Below are 20,443 nucleotides of genomic sequence, written 5' to 3' on the forward strand. Positions count from 1 at the left end.
TTTTGGGCGCTGATTGCTTTTTGGGTGCCTCAGCAAATACGCCCCGCCAGGGGCTCACAGCAGCACCGTTAGCAAAACTACCGGGCACTGTGCAAATTCAATTCCCCCCATCTCTGTTGGGTGAGCGTGGCTCAGGCCAGGTCATGGGCTCGCCTGTTCTGGAATTGAGGTGCAACACGGACTTTTCTCTCGATGTCTTCTCAGGATCTTCGCTGGCCTTATAAGCCAAAATAGCCGTGAGAATGGCGTTGTTGCGCACATCGTCAAACACAATTTTGTCGTAGGTATCAAGGTTGGTATGCCATGTGTAATTGCCATAGCTCCAGCTCAGGGAGCTGAGCGAAAAGCCCGGCGCACCGGCCGCCACAAACGAGGCATAATCGGAACCGCCGCCGCCGGGAGTACCAGGAAAATCCGTCTCAAGCTCGTTCTTAAACTGCTTGGGCACAGCCTCCAGCCAACGGGTGATGTAGTCATACGAATGGAGGAAGCCCTGGCCGGAAATGCGTACAACCCTGCCAGTGCCATTGTCCTGATTGAAAAGCGCCTGCAGGTTTTCCACGATTTCCGGGTGATCCTCTACAAAAGCCCTGGAGCCGTTCAATCCCTGCTCTTCGCTGCCCCAGTGACCAATAATGATGGTGCGCTTCGGATTAGGATACACTTTTTTGAGGATGCGGGCAGCCTCCATCATGGTGAGGGTGCCCGTGCCATTGTCGGTAGCGCCGGTACCGCCGTCCCACGAGTCAAAGTGAGCGGAAAGCATTACGTATTCATTGGGCAGCTCTGTACCGAGAATGGTCGCAATGGTATTGAATGTAGGCACCGTGCCCAAGTCCTTCGACTCGGCCACCACTTTGATTACAGGCGCATCGCCGTTTTCAACCATGCGGTAGAGCATGCCGTAGTCTTCGAGCGACAAATCCACTACCGGAATTGCCTTGGTATTGGCACCAAAAATTTTGTTGGCCCCGAAACCTTTCGACCACCTCGACTGCACAATGCCCACGGCGCCGGCAGCTTCCAGTGCATCGTTGATGTTGCGGGTAGTGTAGCCTGTATTTTTTATGTTTTGATTCCACTTCTCCGTCTGCGCTTCCCGCTCCTTCTTCATTTTCTCGAAAGACTCTTCTGTAGCAAACTCTTCCCAGTTATAATCGGGGCGACCTGTGGGTTCAAGCATCGATACCATGACAAATTTGCCCTTTACACTAGGCAGCCAGCTTTTGAAAGATTCCTCATCAGCTACTTCCGGCAATGTCACCAGCTCTGCAGTAGTCCCTTTTTTGGGTGTGGCCGGACTCCAGGCCAGCTGCGTGCCGTGCAGCGTCGCCACCCGTGGCGACACCATGTCGATATGCGTAATGCCTCTCTCCCAGCCTTTCCATTTGCCCCACTCTTCGTTTTTGGCTGTAATACCCCAGCCAGCATAGGTTTTCACCGCCCAGTCGTTAGCGGCTTTCATTTGTGGTGTGCCCACCAGGCGTGGCCCTATTACGTCCATCAACTGGTGGCCCAACACTTCGAGCTGAGAATTGTCGGTGCCCTCAGCAACGATTTTATCTACGATGCCATCATCTTGTGCAACGGCCACCCGGGCCGCTAAAATGGATAGCAGAAATGCAAGCTGGAATATCTTCTTCATAAGTTGATTGGTAATCGGTTGAAACCGGGATTAATGAGGTGCTAAAGTATTGGATTTTCAACCTTGAAGAAGCCGGTTTTGATGAGTGGCGGTCTGTTAGTTTGACGCCCTGTGTATCAGGAATGGTCAAGCCGCCTGTAATGCTGCGAATCACCTATTCATACCGCAGGCTCTCCACCGGACTGGCTTTCGATAGGCTAATGGTTTGCCAAAGCACGGTGGCCATGGCAACCGCTAATACCACCAAAGCCACACCTGCAAATATCCACCAGCTTAGCTCCACTCTGTACGCAAAGTTGTCCAGCCACATGCTCATCAGGTACCACACAAGAGGAGTCGCCAGCAAAAAGGCCACAGCCACCGATTTTAAAAAAGAGAGGTTCAAAAGCCAGAACACCTGCTCGAAGCCCGCACCGCTTACTTTTCGTATGCCGACTTCTTTGGTCCTTCGTCTGGTCTCGTGAAAAGCAAAAGTAAACAGGCCAATGGACGAGAGCACCAATGCGACAATGCTGAAGGTCAGGTAAATGCTGCTCAGGCGCTTTTCGGCAGCATACTGGGCATCTATCTTATCTTCCATCGTTTGATAGGTAAAGATGCCACCCGGGTTCACCTCTCTGTAAAGGTCACCTAAAAAAACAACCACATCGTCCACATGTCCCTCTTCGACCCTTACCAGCAAATCCGTGTCCCGGTAAATGGAAAAAGAAAGGATCAACGGCCTGATCTTATGAGAAAGGTGCTGATAGTGATAGTCCTTCACCACACCTATGATGGTATAGTCCACTTGATTGGACGACCTGGTGTTGGTAGTCAGCTTTACCTGACTAATATCGTCAATACCCCAGTACGCTTTGGCGGCTTCGTTAATGACCAGCTTGTTGTCATTGTTGCTGTCGAGCGTGTCGGAAAAGAACCGGCCTTCTACCAGCTCCATACCAAACAAGTCGTCGTAGTGTGGATCGGCTGGCATGGTATACACAGGTGTATATTCATTGCCATCGCTGGCAATTTTCCATGAGCTTTCGAACGCCATGTCGATAGGAATCGTGCCCTGCGACACGGTGCGGATGCCGGGGTGGTTATTTAGCTGATTGAGCACATAGTCATGCTGCCGCATCATTCCTTCCATGGCCACGCTGTCCTGTGCCTGATTGGGCATCATTTCGAAGAAATCTGTCTGAACAATATCATGCTGGTGCAGCCCCGTGTCTTTGTTGAGCATGTAGCCCAATTGCAAAAACACAACAGTAGTAGCCACCAGCAGCAAAATAGTGATGGCATACTGTAGTGTAGTAAGTATCCGTTGCAGGCGGGGAATCTTCAGGCTGAGTTTGCCAGCGATGGCCTGCGACGTTTTGAGCCGATACACCTGCACAAACGATACCAGCCACGATACCAGCACGATACCGCCCATTACTGTGAACATGCTCATCATATCAAATGATGGGGTACTATCAAGATCGAGCTCCAGCAAGCCCACATAGTAAGGAAACAGCCACTGATACAGCAAAAAGGCAAGCCCACCACCAGCAAAGAGGTAGATAAGCCTGCTGACGGCAATTTCCAGCCCGACATCAAAGCGGGAGGCGCCAATCATGTACTTGACCCCAATTTTTCGAACCAAAGTAAGCTGAAGGCTCGTTTGCAGGTTGACAAAACTAACCAGGGTAATCAGCAGCAGCACCAGCGCTACACCTTCCATGGTTTGGTTGTTGGTTCGGTTGCCATATTTGGCGAACAGTGGAATTTCCACCGACCGGTCAAGGTAAATGGATTTCAGCGGAAAAGACGACAGCACACTCTCAGGAAACCGGGTGCTTTGGGCTTTCGCCACGGCCATATCGTCATCGAAAGTGGCCTGGTCAAAGAAAGGGTCACTGAGGATGAGATTTTGTGGCATGCGCCTCCAAAACCGGCTCGATTGGCGAGGCACCAGGAAGTCGAACGAGATAGAACTATTGGATGGAATATTTTCCACCAAGCCAGCGACTTTATAGGTGCCCGTTTGATCGCATTTAATATCGACGACCTGCCCCATGGGGTCTTCTTTGCCAAAAACCCTGTTGGCGAAGGATTTGGTGATCACAATACTCTGCGGATCATTCAGCACGTCACAGTCACCCCTGGTGAGCTTAAAGTCGAAAAAGTCGAAGAAAGTGCTGTCTACAATCAGCGCTTTGCCCCTATGGCCCATGCCCTTGCTCACAAGTTTGATTTCATCGGGCCGGTAGCTGTGTACTACCATGCTTTTCTCCACATGAGGAATTTCGCCGTAGTTGATATTGAACATACGCTGCACATCGAAGGCATTCCAATCGGTATCAGGGTTCAGTTTGCCCACCACCAGATGAATCCGATCTCCTTTCGAATGAAAATCGTCCATGGATTGCTCATTCCTTATCCAGGCATACACCAACTGAAAGCAGACGACCCCGAATACCAGCGTGGCCAGGCTCAGTCCCGACACCAGCTTATTTTTTGAATAACTGCGAAAGGCCATTCGAAGATTTGCTGTGAAGAGTCCGAAGAAACTGCTGTTTTGTCCCATTGGTAGTTTTTTGATCATTCTGGGCCTGAGAAATTGAAAGCTGTGGAACCAGTAAAGCAGGTGGCGCTTCCAGGCTGGTTGGTGGCTGAGCAGCTCATGGTATTCGCACATGTCGCCCATGATCTCCTCCAGGAGCTCTTCCCTGCATAACAGGCCAAGCAACCATTCGGGCAATCTGGGTGGTTGTCTTCGTTTCATGCCTTTATGATTTATTGACGGCCAGCACAGGAATCTGCTGCCATAAGTTCATTTTCACGTCCTTGCTCCTCTCCAGGGCTTTCAGTCCAGCCGCTGTCACGGTCAGTATCCGCTTGCGCCGTCCGCCTCTCTCCTCTGTGGCTCCTCCATATTCGGACTCTATCAGGCCCTTGTCCTCCAGCCGGTTAACAGTGCCATGCACAGCGCCGATAGTGACTGAGCGCTGCGCCTGTTTGATGATCTCCTGCCGGATAGCCAAACCATAGGCGTCTTTCTCAAGCTTAAGAATGACCAGTAGTATCAACTCCTCCAATTCGCCCAAATGCTCTTTTGACATATTTTATCTATTTAATAGAACAAATATACGGGAGCTAATTTAATTTGTTCTATTAAATAGATGAAATGTACGATAAACACCAAAAACCAACGCTAAACCAGCCACACAAAAGGCATAACAGCCATAAAAAAAGCGGCATACCCTGCCGCTCTTCTATCTGTTTCCAAGCTACCCGAAGGTGTTGATCACCAAGCCATTTTTTGTTCTTCCTCCACCATTGAAATGTGGTTCATTTCACCGTTTCGGTATTCCCTGTACAGTCGCCTGATGTCTTCCTGTGTGTCGGCAATGAACGGCCCATGAGAAACAATTTCATCGTTTTGAGGCTGTCCCGCATACAAAATCACCCGAGCACCCGTTTCACCTGCCTCCAACCGAAGCTGGCTGGTTCCCTCTTCTGAAAACCTGTCTAACCAACCCACTTGATTGGCATTCAGCTGCCTGGCTTCATTTCCTACCAACACATTTCCATCAATAGCGTACAGAAAGGCCGTGTAAGAGGCTGGGATGTCTTGCACGGTGGTGGCACCAGGTTGCAGGGTGATGTCTGCCAAAATGAATGGCGTGTAATTTTTGATGGGTGACGTAAACCCTCCCAGCGATCCGCTGTACAGCCTAAGTACCAGCCCCTCTTCGCTTTTGGTCGGCACATGCTCCAGGGCAATATCTTGCACCCTCGGCAAGGCCTGCCTGTCTTTCTTAGGAAGGTTAAGCCACAGTTGCAGTATGCGCATTTTGGCTTCCTTGTCAATGGTTTCGGTATGCACAATACCACTTCCTGCCGTCATCAGTTGAAGGTCACCAGCTTTCATGGTATGCTTTTCGTCACCCATTTCTCCTTCCAGCATAAGTGTCACCGTTTCAAAACCGGCATGTGGGTGAGGCCCGCCAACCGGAATATTGTCCTTTTTGTCGAGCATATCGTCCATTAGCATGATAAATGGATCGCTATCCGGATAAGGAACTTGTATCACAGCCCTTGCAACGTGACCTAGCCCGAGAAATCCCTGCTGGTCGGCAGGTGTGTAGGTTTTTCCTAGTTTTCTATGTAAGCTCATCATTTGAATTTTTAGTTAATTATTGTCTCCCTGGTGTACTACAATCATTAACGCAGGTTGGCCGGATTATTTACAATACTATACTTTGGTATAGCACTATCGAAAAGGTGAGTAATGGGATTGAAAACTGGAAGAGTGGCAATTACCGGTGAGTTTGGGTTAGCGTCTATTAATTCGGAGCAATAAACACCCCCTGCCGATTATTGGGGAGCCCGCACATTATTGCCTGTTTTCCTACACTAAACTCCATCTCTTACGAAATCTTAATAAGAAGCAACGCCCTACCAGGCGGGTGGGCGAAAAATGGTGGCTGGGTGCGGGCTCTTGGCTTGTGCGTTAATTTTTCGTTGACTTTTCGGTCGCTCGGCGAACCGCCGCCGAAGCGGGTTACTTTTTGTCCCATCCGGGAACGGCAAGAAAAACGGTCCGCCGATGCGGTAACAGTCAGCCCGGCTTGAGGGCAAAAAGCTAAGCTTTAGTGGGACAGAAATTAAGAAATGTGCAGAAACCTTGAGAGAAAATCTGTCCTAGTCGCCGTTCTAGCCTGTTCTGGAGCAGGGCACCCATAGTACGCAAGTCCACGATTTGGCTGCGTAACTAGCAGATTGCTTCAGTCGCTGGAGTCCGCCAATCGCAATTGACAATTACTTAGCTCCCTTCCGCCGAAAGTCGGACAGGCAGCAATTACCGGTGAGCTTGGGTTAGCGTATATAAACTCGGAGCGTCACCACTCCCCTTCTCAACCCTGCCTCTCCGCCAGCACCTTCTGTGGATTATCCGCCCAAAAGGCCATGATGGTAAGGATGAAGTACACCGCAAAGCACAGCCAGCCGCTCACATTGTAGGTGCCGAAATAGGACAGCGACCGGCTGAACAGCATTGGCCCCAGGGCACTGCCGAAAACAATCATCATCATAGCCTGCCCACTGATGGCGCCTAAGTGGGCACGGCCATAATACCGTGGCCAGGTAACTGTGGCCAATACCGAATAGAGGCCCGTCATAAATCCATTGCCAATAATGATCAGGTAGTAGCCCCAGCTGGTCGTGCCCAGAAAGATCACACCAAGGATGCCCAGGCAGGCGCCCCCTCCTTTGAAATACAGCAGGTATTTCAGGGGGATATGATCGCTGACGCTGCTCGCCACCAGCGTAACCACCACGGCGATGATGGCCACAGGCTGGAAGATAGTGATGGCCATCGTGTCGGGCAGTCCGGCCTCGGCAAAAACGGACATGACATGAAAAGTGAAGCCCGTGAAATACAAAGCCTGCATGGCCATCATGAGGGCGAAAACCCAGAAAGGAAAATTGCGGATGGCTTCAGCGGCGTTAAACTCTTTGATCACCGGGAAAAGGATCTTTTTCTTTTTGGCAGAAGTGGCAACCTCCTCCCCCGGCGAGCGGCCATCAGGCAACAGGCCACTGTCTTCAGGACGGTTCCTGAAAAACACGATGATCACTACCGGGAACAGCAGGCCGACCAGTAACGCCATCACCATCCAGGCACCTTCCCAGGTGTACGCTTCGATAAGGGTGAAGAGAAACAGCGGGGAGATTGAAAAGGCCAGCGACACAAAGACGCTACTAAACCCGGTGGCAAATCCACGGCGCCGATCGAACCACTGGATCATCATATTGCGGGACACGATGGTGAGCACACCCTGCCCGAAAAAGCGCAGCAGCAGAAAGGTGACAAACAACGTGATGACGATGGCGCTAGTGGCCTGTGTGGCTATCCAGCCCGACAGCAAGCTGTCGATATTACTCAGCCAAATAAGAATTAACCCCAACCCAACTGCGGCAGCCACAGCTGTAGGGCGCACGCCGAGGCGGTCGTACAGCCGACCTGCCCAGGGCAGCATAAAGGAGCTGCCAATGGTGCCCAACATATAAGCGAAGCTCAGCTCATCCCGGCTGATATGCAGGCTGCCCAACAGCGAATCGGTAAATACCGACACCCCCATGGTTTGGCCGGGGATGCTCATGATGATGCCCAGAGATCCCCAGATGAGGATCATCCATCCGTAAAAAAAAGGCCACTTTCCGGGATGAAACGGAAAATTCGCCCACGCTCGTCTTTTCATAGCAAGGTGTGAAGGTAATAAACTTTGGAGGGAGTTGGCTACTTACGCAATTTCGTTGCTTCGAGGGCTGCCAGCGGAAACGATAAATGAGGTCACTCTGCCACAAAGCGAATAGTGACTTCATTAATTTGGTGTTAGCGGAGCAGTCCCAAAGTGCAAATCACCCCCTGCTGGTGATTGATTGTTTTATCCTGAAATAGATTGACACAACCAGATTTAAAAATGCGATTATCGAAATCAGGATTGATGATTTTCAGTGATTCGGAAAAACATGAAATAATCCAAGAGCTGTTGAGTGGTAGGATTACCAATGAGCAAGCTCATAACTGCAGTTTTACCCCGGCCCTGAGCCGGGCACCCCTAAAGGGAGCAGGTCAGCGATTTCGCTTCGAACCTCTCCATGTCCTGAAGGGCCCAGGCACAAAAAAAGGTGACCTTTCGATCACCTTTTGTTTTCTGGTTGATGCAGCCCCTACATCACCTCTATCTTCTCCGGCGATTGATCGGCCGTGCTGAAAGGCGTGTGGTAGTAGCGCTTGCCCGTGGCTTTGTAAAGAGCGCTGGCCAATGCCCCAATCGCCGGCGGCAACCCTGGCTCGCCCAGTCCCGTCGGTTTGATCTCGTTCTCCACAAAGAACACCTCAATCTCCTCCGGCGCCTGGCTGTGCCTGATCAGCTGGTAGGTATTGAAGTTCTTGTGCACCGACGCACCGTTTTCAAATGTCAGCTCGCTGTAGAGCGCATGGCCAATGCCATCAACCACACCTCCCTGAATGATGTTGACGGCGCCCTCTTTGTTGATCAAAATACCACAATCGACAGCGCACCACACCTTTTTCACCTTGGGCTGGTTGTTTTCCATCACCACGTCCATGACCTGGGCCACGTAAGAGTTGTGGCAGAAGTAGGCAGCCACTCCACGGAACACGCCGGGCGTTTCCACGCCCCAATTGGCCTTTTCTTTCACAAGCTTCAGCACACCAGCATAGCGCTCGGCATCGTATTCGTATTTTTCTCCTACAGGATTGGCAATGGCCTTGTCGAACAGTTCCAACCGGAAGTCAATCGGATCCTTGCCTGCCAGCTCCGCCACCTCGTCGAGGAAGGACTGCTCCGCTCCTGCCGTAAAGTGCGACCTCGGTGCCCGCCAGGCGCCTGTCGAAATGTTCGTCGTTGAGCCAATGCTTTCAGCGGTGTAATTGGGCACCGACCCAGCAGGGAACCTGTTGGGGAAAACCGGGCCTTCCGGCAGCCCCGCCCCTCTCACCGAAAAGGCAATCAGGTTGTTGTTTTCGTCAAGTCCAGCTTTGTAAGTCGAGCGGTAGGCTGGTCGGTACGTGCCCTGGGTCATATCGTCTTCCCGGGTGTAAATCATTTTGATGGGCGCTCCCATTTTTTTGGAGATCGCCGCTGCTTCCAACCCAAAGTGCACGTACAACCGACGGCCAAAGCCACCACCTATGCGGGTCATTTGCACGGAGATCTTCTCTACAGGAAGGCCCAGCAATTTAGCAGCCGAGTCTTCCAATGCCTTGGGGGTTTGCGTAGGCCCTGCCAGCTCCGCTCCGTCTGCCGTCACATTGGCGTAGAAGTTCATGGGCTCCATGGTGGCGTGGGCAAGGAATGGCGACGTATACGTCCGCTCAATCACCTTGGCGGCCGAGGCAAAAGCTGCCTCCGTGTCACCGTCTTTTCTGTTGCCGCCTACTTCGCCGTTTTTCAGTGTGTCCTTCAGCCGCTGCACATGCATGGCTGTGTTTTCGGGCTCCGTGACCGTTTCCCAATTGGCTTTGAGCGCCTTCTTGGCCTTCATCAGCTGCCAGGTGGAGTCTCCCACAATGGCAATCAGGTGATTGAAGGCATTCACATCCGACCAGGCTGGCTCGGGTATGGTGGTGTCGATGATGAAAGCGTCCCTCACGCCATCCATCGCCTTGATTTCGTCCACGTTGAAGTCTTTCACCTTCATGCCAAATGCTGGTGGGTGCTCAATCATGGCCAGCAGCATGCCTTCTTTTTTGAAGTCGATGCCGAACAGTGGCTTGCCGGTGACAATTTTGGGGCCCTCCACGTTCTTTTGGGCGCTGCCCAGCAGCTTGTAGTCTTTAGGTTCTTTCAGCGCTATTTCTTCGGGCACTTCAATGCCCACTGCCTTGGAAGCAATGGCTCCGTACCCTATGGTCCTCGTTCCGTTTTTCTCTTTGATGATTCCCTCACTGGCTGTCAGGTCTTCCACCTTCACGCCCCACTCTTTGGCGGCGGCTTCCAGCAGCATCCTGCGACCAGTAGCTCCGGCCATGCGCAGGGCATCCCAGCCCAGCATAATGGACAGACTGCCCCCGGCAAACTGCGGGTTTTTAAAAGCATCCTCATCAAGCATGCCTTGTTCTACCACCACATGGTCCCAGGCCACGTCGAGCTCCTCGGCCACTATCATGGGCATGGAGGTCATCACATTCTGGCCTATCTCTGGATTGGGATTGAAGATGGTCACAAGACCGGTGTCACCAATTTTGATATAGCCGTTGATTTTGAACCACTCGTTGGGCACGGCCACCAGGGGCTCCGACACCGGCGAGCACCGGGTGAGCCAGCTGAAACCGATCATCAGTCCACCGCCGGCGGCTGCCGAGGTCTTCAGAAATGATCTTCTGCCAAATTTCGTCCTTACTAATGTCATAAGCTGATGGTTTTAGAGTGTTGAGGCAGTTTTCACGGCGGCTTTGATCCTTACATAGGTGCCGCAGCGGCAGATATTGCCATTCATGGCCGATTCAATTTCTTCATCGGTGGGCTTCGGGTTGGCCGCAAGCAGCGCTGAGGCGGTCATGATCTGGCCTGCCTGACAATAGCCACACTGGGGCACGTCGTGCTGTAGCCATGCTTGCTGCACCGGGTGGTCTCCGTTTTCGGAAAGGCCTTCAATGGTGGTGATTTTGTTGTCGCCTACGGCCGACACAGGCAGCTGACACGAGCGGGTGGCATTGCCATTCACATGGATGGTGCAAGCGCCGCACTGGGCAATGCCGCAGCCAAACTTGGTGCCTACCAGGTCGAGATTGTCTCGCAGCACCCACAGCATGGGCGTAGCGGGATCCACATCCACCTGCTTTTGTTGTCCGTTAATTGTTAGTTTGAAAATTGCCATCGGTAGTTTAGTTAGAGGGATAATGTTAAAGATAAGGTTATTTGGGGAAGAGTGAAAGTCAAATATTGTCATTGGGTGGGAGGCGGTGTAGCTGGTTCAAGTGGAGATTTGAAATTCACAATAACTAGGATACCTTATTTCACTATTGCAGTTGCAGTTGCAATTTTCATCAGAAAGGACTTCAAAAGTAAACACTTGCAAGGTTCTTAGTAGGTCTATTCTTTGGCACTGTCTTAATCTCAATTTCATTCAATGCAGGAATATACAGCCTAATATATAGCTATCTGGGATCAACTGTCTATGCAATGCTGATTGGTCAAAACATCATTTCAGTATTTGAGAATGCAGGGAAATTTGATGTTATTCCCAATTCAGTTATAGCGCTCTTAAAAAAGAAGATTAGCCCAAAAGCGTTGATTGGGGGCTTTAAGAAAAAGGAGTAATTTTAAACTAAGAATAAAATCCTTCGGAGGAATAGAGAATAGGATATGCTTCTTTGCCGTATGGAATTGGAATTTCTATTCCAGACAATTGAATTTTCCCTTTGGCTTCTATGATTGATAAATCGTTGAGAAGAAAAGTATCTTGAGTTTGTTCGGTGATCACTTTAATAAAACTTATTCTTTTTGAAGGTGTCATGTAATGAAATCCATAAACTCTTCCAACTTCAATCAACTCATTGTTTTTCATCATTGATAGTGAGTCACCATTTATCTTAAAAACGGCTGTTTTGCCTTCATTCACGGGCCCAATTGTAACTTTCCAAGTCCTATTTAAGACATTGCTATTGGTTATATTAGCAAGTTGATCCTGAGCGTTAGAGAACTTCTTTTCCAAAGCTGTACTGTCTTTTACCTGCTGTTCCAACTCAACCAACCTATTGCGGGATTCTGCTAAGTTCACTTGAAGAGTTTCGGCAATTTCGATTTGTTTTTTGAGCTGGTCAGCAGTTACGTTTTCAGCGTTAATAATTTTTTCAAGGTTCTGAAGACTAGTATCTAACCGTTCCCGGTCACGCAAATACTTACTTATTTTAACGCTTCGTTCCTTGGAAATGTTGATGTTCCAATTGTCGCTTATTTTCTTAATCCAAGTAATTGCGGCATCTACAGCGATCCGAAAGAATGGATACAGACAGGCGGCTATAAAAGGATATACAAAACCATAATACCAATCTGCTTTTTTTGAGATGTAGTCAATTAACCCATCAAAACCATTTTCCCAGTAAAGCAGTGCAAGCGTAATTTCCCAATTGATGAGAGCCCACGATATAATGAATGATGCAAAAAAGGGATTAGTGAACCTTTCTTTAAGGGTGTCAAAAAAATCATTTATTTTATTCACGGTGTAGACAAGATTACTTTATTGGAGGATATTATATATCACTTTTTTCTGCCGTGTAAAGTATCGGATAGGACTCTGTATCCCACGGTAATTCAATTTCTGTGCCGGACAATTGAATGCTGCTTTTAGTGAGTTCAACTTTAAGATTGTTCTGAAATAACCTAACCTTTTTATCCTTAAAAAGGACTTTTATGAAAGTCAATTCACTTTCTTTGTTTGTGTAGTGAAATGCGTAGATGTGCCCAATGATCTCAACAGTTTCGCCGTTCCATTCGGAAATAATTTGATTGTCTATTGATATGGACAAAGGGTCTGATTCGAAACGGGAGCCAACTATTACTGCCCAATTTCCATTTAGAATCATACTGTCGTTTATGGTTCTTAGTCTTGCTTCAACTATTTTTAGTCTCTCTTGGAGGGTGTCCTTGTCTTTAGCTTTTGTATCTAACACAGCCACTTGCTGAATTTTCTCATCCCGATCCCGGGAAATATTTTTGACTTCGAGTTCCTTCTTTTCGAGCTCTTTTTTTACATCCTTGTGTTTCCCAATGTATTCATCAAGCTCCCTTTCCTTTTCTTCCAAGAGTTTGACTTTCTCATTGTACTCGGACAATAGAACCTTTGCTGAATTTGAGTCTTCGATTATCTGGTTGTTCTCTTTTACACGAACTTTATTGATATAAATTCTTATGACTCTCTTAATTTGTGGTGCTGCCAAGATGTAGCCAATCGCAGTTCCCAGCGGTATCAATAAGGCTTTCTGAATCGTAATCTGAGACTCAATAAAACTAAATAGGTTATTGTACCCCAAAACCATGATATGGTGATTGTCAATAAACACCGACAAAACAATTCGCCAGTTCGTAATAGCCCAAGCTATTCCGAAAGAGGCAACAAAGGGACTTTTAAATCTCCTGCCCACTTCATCTAAGAAATCTTTAAAAAATTCCATGGTCGATAAATTAGCTTTCGTAATATAGCTTTTTTCAAATTCTACCTTCCAATTCTTTCGAAATTGCTCCTAAATTTGATCGAGACTGGACTATAATTCAGTTTAGGTGCATTGGTATTCTTTTCTCTTACGTTCGTGTGCCGGCCTAAAATGGGTTTAAATTTGAAACCCTATCGATTGACAGGGCCTTCAATTTAAAGAGTGAATCAACTGCTCTGATGAGGAAACCTTGTGTCGCCACCAGTGAAGCGCTTATGCGACTACCTGTTAAGCCCTTGTCCAGATAGGTGACAAGCCCTTATGACATACCTAGTAAAGGCGTTATTTCGTTCCTGTTAAGCGCTTATGGGAGGTCTGATAACGGCTTAACAGGAGGCTGCGGTGCGCACCATAGGTAGTCGGTGGTAGGCAGCATAGGTAGTGAGTGGTGCGCAGCAAACAGGTTCGCTAAGGGCTTAGTGGAAACGGAGCGAAAATAAGGTGAATGGCTCCTGTATGTATGAATATACGAAAATCAGGCCAGTTTTGGGAGAAGAGCGTGTCGTTTTTCGGGATCCTGCCCGGCTGCTACTTTACTGCTGCCATCCCGGCGTCTGACGGCTGCCATTGCTATCGCCCTCCTCGCCGTGCCGACCCCTAACCGCTGTCGTTGCCCAGGCCCCGCCCCCCTCCCATTCTTGTCCTTTTATGACGCTTTGTTGACCTAGGCCGGAAGGTGAATGCGCCAGATCTTTGTCGCATCAAAAAACAATCATTAGACAAAAGATCATGAAAAGACACAAAGCAAGCATGCTGTACCCGGGCGTAATCATTGGTGCCTACCTGCTGATGACGCTGCTGGGGTCGTGCCAGGACGAGGACTTTAACCCTAGCCTTACGCAGGCGTTCGACGTTCAATCGGCGGCCAATGGTGCCACTTACCCCATCAGGGTGGCCTTGCCCACCGCTTACTATACCTCCGCTGAAAGGTATCCGGCCATTTATGTGCTGGATGGAGAGGAAAATTTCGGTTTCGTGGCCAACCACTGCCGGGAGATTTCGGAGCGCCTGGCAACGCAAAACGTGGTGGTGGTCAGCATTGGCTATGGCCAGGATCGCAGCATCGACTACACCCCTACCAAAACCAGTGAGATGACGGGCGGTGGCACGCAGTTCCTGGACTTTATCGAAACCCAGCTGATTCCCCAAATGGAGGAGCGCTTCCGTGTGGATACTACCCGCAATGGCCGGGTGCTCCTGGGTCATTCCTACGGCGGGCTGTTCGGCGCCTGTGTGCTGGCTGTGAACAACCAACTGTTTGGCAACTACCTGCTACTGAGTCCCTCTATTTGGTTTGACAACGAAGTGTCGCTACAGCTGGAAAAGGCGTACCGTGCCGCCAACAAGGACCAGCACCATCTGGTATTCCTGGGCATAGGTGAGTTGGAGAATGCCGGCAGGATGCAGGCTCCTTTTGAGGCGTTTTATGAAGCGCTGCGTGACAACTATGCTGACATCAGCCTGGCCAAAAACCGTGAGAAGCACCTTGATCATGTCGGTTCCAGGCAGCCGAACATCGTGAAAGGGCTGAACTACTACTTCCAAAACAGGCAGCTGTAACGCCCAATCACAGCCAGTATCTCTCTCGTCCATTTAAAATTTACCACCATGAAAAATCAATATTTATTACTCCTCTTCTTCCTGATTGCCAGCACTTATGCTTTCGCACAGGAGGAAATGGCCTCAAAGGCACCCAACATTTCTACCGGAAGACTATTGAGCATTGAGCCTGGAATCGGCATCCACACCAATTTCGGCACGGACGTTCTCATGACCACGCTGGTACAATGGAATCCGATCCAGCGCCTGAGTTTCGCCTCGCATTCGTCGTTCAACATCAACAATGTGACAGCTCGAAACTTCAACCACATCACCACGGACTACAACTACTCCATCAACCAGAAGTTTGGCGCTGGCACCACCTTGAATGGCCGCAAAACTTCCCAAACCTTTCTGCTGATGGCTGGCGTGAAGTACACCACCTATCAGGAAACGCTACGCAACCCTGACCTGGCTACTGCTACTGCTTCCATCAAGTCACTAAGCCCCGACTACGGATTGATGTACAGCCTGAAGCGGGGCTGGAAGAAGTACTTTTTCACAGGACGCATGTATGTGCCGTTGTTTCCGTGGCCCACGAAGGGCTCCAACATCACCTACATCGATGGCAACTCAAATAATATTGCCTTGGAGGCAGGGGTTGGCATCAAAATCAAATAGTCGGGCAGTCAAATCAATTTTCAGATATGGCACTATTCACATTTTGGCGTGGCGACGTCCATGCAGCTCCGGGCACCACGAACAACCTCTCGATACAAAAAGAGTGGGACACAACCACCCTGGCTACGCTGATGAAGCTGGAGCCACAGGCAATTGCCCGAAGGTTTCAGGAGGGAAATGAAGCCTGGGTGGTGAGGCTGGAAGCTGAGCATGTTTCGTTTGGCTGGCTTGGGCGTGGCAGGGTGCGAATTGGAGAGCTTTCCAGGGAGGTTGACGTGCCCCAAGGCAATGCCTATCTGTGGAATTTCAGAACACTGGAGGCGTACCGTGGCAGGGGCTACTACGTACAGCTGCTGCGCACGATGGTGGAGGCCGAGGCAGCCATCAGCCACCGGCTGTGGATTATTTCGGCTCCGGAGAACCAAAGCTCCTACAATGGCATCATGAAGGCCGGGTTCCAGCCCGTTGGCGACCTGATGTTCGACCACAAAAATGAAGTGGTGCTGCAGGCCGGGTTCGTGGATGAAAGAACCCAGGCCGGTGCCGAGCTGATTCAGGTGCCCATCAACGCTACTGCGGTGCGCCCGTGCTGGCGGTGTGCCAGTAAGGCCATGAAGAAGGAGGCAGCCTGCGATTGCTACGAAAATCAGAGGCCGTGCTGCTGCAATAATCAAGGCCTGCAGGCGAATGCGACCGGCGGACAGACAGCTAACAATTTGTAAGGGACTTTCCCTCAGCGTCCCTTCCTTACGTCAGGAGACTCTGAGGAAAAACAACATCCTCAACTAACTTTTTACATTAAATACTAACTATATGACTGGTGCAATAATTGGAATTTCCTTAGGGCTATTGATCATTTTATCAACGGCCTTTATCAAGAGCTTAGACAAGCCGACTTTCTATGGATTGATTCTGTCTGGCATTGCCTTCCTGTATGTCGGGTTTACCTGGACAGACTTAACAGCCGGTGTCACAAGCGGGCTTCAGGTGATATTCTTTGTTTTGTTTACCTACTATGGTTTGAAAACGAACCTGTACGTGCTTGGCATTGGGTATTTCCTTCACGGCCTGTGGGACATGGCTTACCCCTACTTTCTGTCGTCAAGTTTACTACCCCCGCAGTACGATGCTTTTTGCATATCTATTGACTTTGTGATGGGATTTTACCTGGTGGCTGTTCAGTATCGATTAAGAAATAAACTAAGACTTTAAATCATGAACAAGATAGCATTCATTATTCCTCCCACTGTCGAACTACTGGATTTGGCAGGCCCTGTGCAGGTTTTCACCGAGGCTAAGTTTTATGGCTTTGCTCTGGACTTGGAGTTCTTTATTTATCAGCATGACCCGGTGTGCACTTCCGGGCTGGGGTTTGGAAAAGTGGCCCACTACTCGGAGGCCCAGCTAGCAGAAGGTGATTATGTCTTCATCCCCGGAATGGATCAAAACTACGTAATGAGCGAGTCATTCGTGGCCGAAAAGACGTTTTTCCAGTGGCTCAGTGCATGTGCGGACAGAGGGATTACCGTTTGCTCGGTGTGCAATGGGGCCTTTGCTTTGGGGCATGCGGGTTTGCTGAACGGCCTTGAATGCACCACACACTGGCGCAGAGTAGAGGCGCTACAGGCACAGTTTCCGCAGGCAAAAGTGTTGGCCGACAGGCTGTATGTGAAGCATCGCCATGTTTGCACCAGCGCCGGCATTTCTGCAGGCATCGACCTGGCCCTGTCCATTCTGGAGAACCTGGCAGGGGCCCTGTTTACCCAAAAGGTCGCCAGGGGGCTTGTTGTTTACCATCGAAAAAGTGGCGCCAACCAACAGGAAGGCTTCTATCTCCGGTTTAGAAACCATATCAACGCCAACATTCACGACCTGCAAGACTACCTGATTGACAACATGGCGGGCGACACTTCCATGGCCAAGCTGGCTGCCGTGGCGGGAATGAGCCCGGAAACCCTCAGGTATGCATTTGAGGCTGCCACTGGGGTTACCCTTGTCGACTACCTGACGCAGCTGCGGCGGGAGCTGGCTGCTGGCGCTTAAAAGCCGGGCTCGCAAAATATTACTTCTGGTGAATCATCAACGACTCGCCGTTATCGCTAACTTGTATTGGCCTGAATATATCCCTTCAGGTGACCGGGTAGCATGAATATAGCATTTATTGTTCCTCCCAACGTGGAGCTACTGGACCTGGCGGGCCCAGTGCAGGTTTTCACAGAGGCCAAATTCATTGGCTATGACATTGGCATCGACTTCTATTCTTACACAACTGCTGTAACCAGCACGGCTGGGCTTGAGTTTGGCAAAATTAAGCACTTCAAAGAGGCCAGGCTGCTGCCAGGCGATTTTGTTATCATTCCAGGAATGAAGTTCGAATACATTGAGAGCGAGGAATTTAGGGCAGAAAAAGAATTTTTCCAGTGGTTATCCGATTGCGCTGACAGACTGGTCAATGTCTGCTCCGTTTGCGACGCCGCCTTTGTTCTAGGAGAGGCGGGGTTACTCGACGGGCGGGAATGCACCACACACTGGAGACGAATGGAGGCATTGCAAGTCCGATTTCCCAGGGCCAGGGTCATTTCCGATATTCTGTTTGTAAAAAGTGGCAATGTGTATACCAGTGCAGGGATCAGTGCTGGCATCGACCTGGCGCTAAGCATTTTGGAAGACTTAAAAGGCCCCCACTTTGTGCACCAGGTAGCCCGTGGGCTGGTGGTGTACCACAGGCGAAGTGAAAACCAAAGCCAACATAGTGTTTACCTCGATTTCAGAAATCACATCAACCCAAAAATCCATGCCGTTCAGGATTATCTCGTAGATCACATTTCCGGAGAAAACGCCATAGAAACGCTCGCCTCTATGGTGGCCATGAGCCCGAGAAACCTCACCCGGGTATTTAAGGAAGCCACCGGCACGACTATCGTCGAGTACCTCACCAAGCTGAGAAGAGAAAATGCGCAGACCCTGCTACACAATCCCGACTACACGGTCGACTACATAGCCGCTCAGTGCGGATTTAAGTCGGCCAGGCAGCTGCAGAGGATTTTGAAATAGCGGCCTAAGGCAGTCCTGGCAAGGCCCCGAAGTCCGGGGCGTATCAATACTAGATAAGCGGGTGCCGGTAAACGCTGAGCAGGAAGCCCTGGTATCTTCGATGCGCAACAAACGGGTTTGCTAAGGGCTTAAGGGAAAAGGAGCGAAATAAGGTGAATGGCTCCTGTATGTATGAATATACGAAAATCAGGCCAGTTTGGTGGTTGAAAGGATACTCAATATGGCACAAGTGTAAAACTCAGCGTCTCTTGCATTAGGCACTTAGGGTAAATAGAGCCTACAAAAGTTTCGGCTGGTACGACACCGCCGATGGGTCAGCAGCCTGATATGATACTCGCAGGAAGGTGGGGCTGCAAACTTTTGTAGTATGAGGTCGTCCGTCCAACCACAAATAATCGCTTTGAAGCCACGTCTGCTGAAGACTCAGCGTTCCTGGCAGCACCTACTCTTTGATACAGCGAACGTTAAGGCCAACCCTGTATGTATAATCGCCCCAGGGGAAGAAATTAGCGGTAATGCCGGATGAATAAGGTCCGGTATAGTAAGTGTCCGGCGCTACCCACCAATACGTGAGCTCTCCTACGTAGCTAAAAACTGACGATCTTGCACCAGCGGCAACAGCCGAGAATCCGTACGCATTTGTTCCGTTGTTATCGTTGGCCCAGCTATAGGTTGCTTTCAGCGCTTCTCCCACCGGGCCAAGGTAACCATCGCTGACGACAAAACTCTCCAAATCTTCCCAATCCTGCATGGTTGGCATGTGCCACCCGGCCGGGCAAAGCTCTTTGTGGTCAATCACATAATAGTTATAGTAAGCTCCATACGGCCTTTCGTAAGTCAATTGATCATTGTATAGCCAGCTATAGGCCGGCGTATTATTGGACCACCAGGTAACATCGTCCTGCACTTCTGGTATGGGCTCACCGTCGGGATAAGCAACTGCCCGCAGGTTTTCGCTCATCCAAACTTGGTCACCTATTTGCACAGTTCCATATATTTCGCCGTCCCGCTCATCAGTCCATTCATCTCCCGGCGACCAATTTGCATTTGGGTTGCCTGTTGCGTCTCCTAAATCGATGTCAACTGTATCAAAACCCTCATCCACAGTGATATTGAACACCACCTTTCCGTCTTCCAGCGTGGCATCCACATTGATATTGTATAGGGTTTTAGGCTGAGGATCAGCAATGGACGCTGTGAACGTGCGTTCGATGGTGGTGCCGTCCAGCTTGGTGTAGCTCAGGTTTACTTCTACGGCGAGTGGAGAGGTTAAAAAATAGCCTTCTCTCGTTTCGCCCTGGTCGTAGAAAAGACTGGCTCCGCTGCTTACCACTGTTACTGTGCCGGTGTAGCTATGGAAGGTGTTGACCACACTGGTGGAGTAGTTAATGGCCACTTTGGTATTGGCCAGCTCGGCTTCAATGTCGATGGACTTGAGTTCTTCCTTGTCGATGGTGAAGTTGTCGGATCGCCCAAAGTAGTACGGGTTTTCGAAGGCGGCATCCACCAGGTTGTTGCTGTGAGCTTCCACGTAGTATTCGCCGGTAGGCAGCGATACTTCCGCCGGTGCTGTAGAAAATGGATCAAAGACCATTACTTCCGTGCCATTGGCAGCAAAGATCGTGACCCGGAAGTCGTCGGTGTTGACGGCCAGGGTCCGGCCATTGGCTGGTTCGGAGGTGATGGTGAGGGAGAGGTTGAGGGACAGGTAGCCGTAGTCGAGAGGCTCGGGTGTTTCGCTTTGTTGGCTACATCCCATCACTAAAAACAGGCCTAAAGCGGCAAAAATGGTCGTTAATTTCATCATTCAG

At 49.9% G+C, this 20,443-nt stretch carries 16 protein-coding genes; 6 read left to right on the forward strand and 10 right to left on the reverse strand.

Annotated elements, in window-relative coordinates; genetic code table 11:
- Nucleotides 1–97: 97 nt before the first annotated feature.
- From RT717_RS11545 to RT717_RS11585, 9 genes are all read right to left on the reverse strand, one after another.
- Nucleotides 98–1,645: a M20/M25/M40 family metallo-hydrolase gene (locus RT717_RS11545; RefSeq protein ID WP_317491892.1), complete on the reverse strand. Its 1,548-nt coding sequence runs from the start codon at nt 1,643–1,645 to the stop codon at nt 98–100.
- A 154-nt stretch (nt 1,646–1,799) separates the two neighbouring features.
- Nucleotides 1,800–4,394, reverse strand: a complete 2,595-nt coding sequence (locus tag RT717_RS11550) for an ABC transporter permease (RefSeq protein ID WP_317491893.1) — start codon at nt 4,392–4,394, stop codon at nt 1,800–1,802.
- A gap of 4 nt (nt 4,395–4,398) precedes the next feature.
- On the reverse strand, nt 4,399–4,731 hold the full coding sequence (locus RT717_RS11555; protein WP_317491894.1) for a PadR family transcriptional regulator: 333 nt from the start codon (nt 4,729–4,731) through the stop codon (nt 4,399–4,401).
- A 185-nt stretch (nt 4,732–4,916) separates the two neighbouring features.
- On the reverse strand, nt 4,917–5,792 hold the full coding sequence (locus RT717_RS11560) for a pirin family protein (protein WP_317491895.1): 876 nt from the start codon (nt 5,790–5,792) through the stop codon (nt 4,917–4,919).
- Nucleotides 5,793–6,528: 736 nt separating this feature from the next.
- A complete protein-coding gene (locus RT717_RS11565; protein WP_317491896.1) occupies nt 6,529–7,875 on the reverse strand; it encodes an MFS transporter in 1,347 nt (448 codons plus the stop codon).
- Between the two features lie 472 nt (nt 7,876–8,347).
- Nucleotides 8,348–10,555, reverse strand: coding sequence for a xanthine dehydrogenase family protein molybdopterin-binding subunit (locus tag RT717_RS11570; protein WP_317491897.1), 2,208 nt, complete (start codon nt 10,553–10,555; stop codon nt 8,348–8,350).
- 12 nt (nt 10,556–10,567) lie between these two features.
- The gene (locus RT717_RS11575) at nt 10,568–11,023 is read right to left on the reverse strand and encodes a (2Fe-2S)-binding protein (RefSeq protein WP_317491898.1); all 456 of its coding nucleotides are present in this window, start codon (nt 11,021–11,023) and stop codon (nt 10,568–10,570) included.
- Between the two features lie 450 nt (nt 11,024–11,473).
- Nucleotides 11,474–12,367, reverse strand: coding sequence for a hypothetical protein (locus tag RT717_RS11580; RefSeq protein ID WP_317491899.1), 894 nt, complete (start codon nt 12,365–12,367; stop codon nt 11,474–11,476).
- Nucleotides 12,368–12,398: 31 nt separating this feature from the next.
- On the reverse strand, nt 12,399–13,319 hold the full coding sequence (locus RT717_RS11585) for a hypothetical protein (RefSeq protein ID WP_317491900.1): 921 nt from the start codon (nt 13,317–13,319) through the stop codon (nt 12,399–12,401).
- Between the two features lie 768 nt (nt 13,320–14,087).
- Here RT717_RS11585 and RT717_RS11590 point away from each other — a divergent pair.
- The 6 genes from RT717_RS11590 (at nt 14,088) to RT717_RS11615 (ending at nt 18,632) form a co-directional block, all read left to right on the forward strand.
- A complete protein-coding gene (locus RT717_RS11590; protein WP_317491901.1) occupies nt 14,088–14,918 on the forward strand; it encodes an alpha/beta hydrolase in 831 nt (276 codons plus the stop codon).
- A 48-nt stretch (nt 14,919–14,966) separates the two neighbouring features.
- Nucleotides 14,967–15,578 (forward strand): hypothetical protein, encoded by a 612-nt coding sequence (locus RT717_RS11595; protein WP_317491902.1) that lies wholly within the window; start codon nt 14,967–14,969, stop codon nt 15,576–15,578.
- 26 nt (nt 15,579–15,604) lie between these two features.
- Nucleotides 15,605–16,300: a GNAT family N-acetyltransferase gene (locus RT717_RS11600; protein WP_317491903.1), complete on the forward strand. Its 696-nt coding sequence runs from the start codon at nt 15,605–15,607 to the stop codon at nt 16,298–16,300.
- Nucleotides 16,301–16,391: 91 nt separating this feature from the next.
- The gene (locus tag RT717_RS11605; protein ID WP_317491904.1) at nt 16,392–16,790 is read left to right on the forward strand and encodes a DUF6010 family protein; all 399 of its coding nucleotides are present in this window, start codon (nt 16,392–16,394) and stop codon (nt 16,788–16,790) included.
- Between the two features lie 3 nt (nt 16,791–16,793).
- Nucleotides 16,794–17,621, forward strand: coding sequence for a GlxA family transcriptional regulator (locus RT717_RS11610; protein WP_317491905.1), 828 nt, complete (start codon nt 16,794–16,796; stop codon nt 17,619–17,621).
- A gap of 102 nt (nt 17,622–17,723) precedes the next feature.
- On the forward strand, nt 17,724–18,632 hold the full coding sequence (locus RT717_RS11615; RefSeq protein WP_317491906.1) for a GlxA family transcriptional regulator: 909 nt from the start codon (nt 17,724–17,726) through the stop codon (nt 18,630–18,632).
- Between the two features lie 442 nt (nt 18,633–19,074).
- Here RT717_RS11615 and RT717_RS11620 read toward each other — a convergent pair whose 3' ends face one another.
- Nucleotides 19,075–20,439 (reverse strand): DUF4493 domain-containing protein, encoded by a 1,365-nt coding sequence (locus RT717_RS11620; protein ID WP_317491907.1) that lies wholly within the window; start codon nt 20,437–20,439, stop codon nt 19,075–19,077.
- Between the last annotated feature and the right edge of the window lie 4 nt (nt 20,440–20,443).

It is taken from the genome of Imperialibacter roseus, from assembly GCF_032999765.1.
In the GTDB taxonomy this organism is placed as follows: domain Bacteria; phylum Bacteroidota; class Bacteroidia; order Cytophagales; family Cyclobacteriaceae; genus Imperialibacter; species Imperialibacter roseus.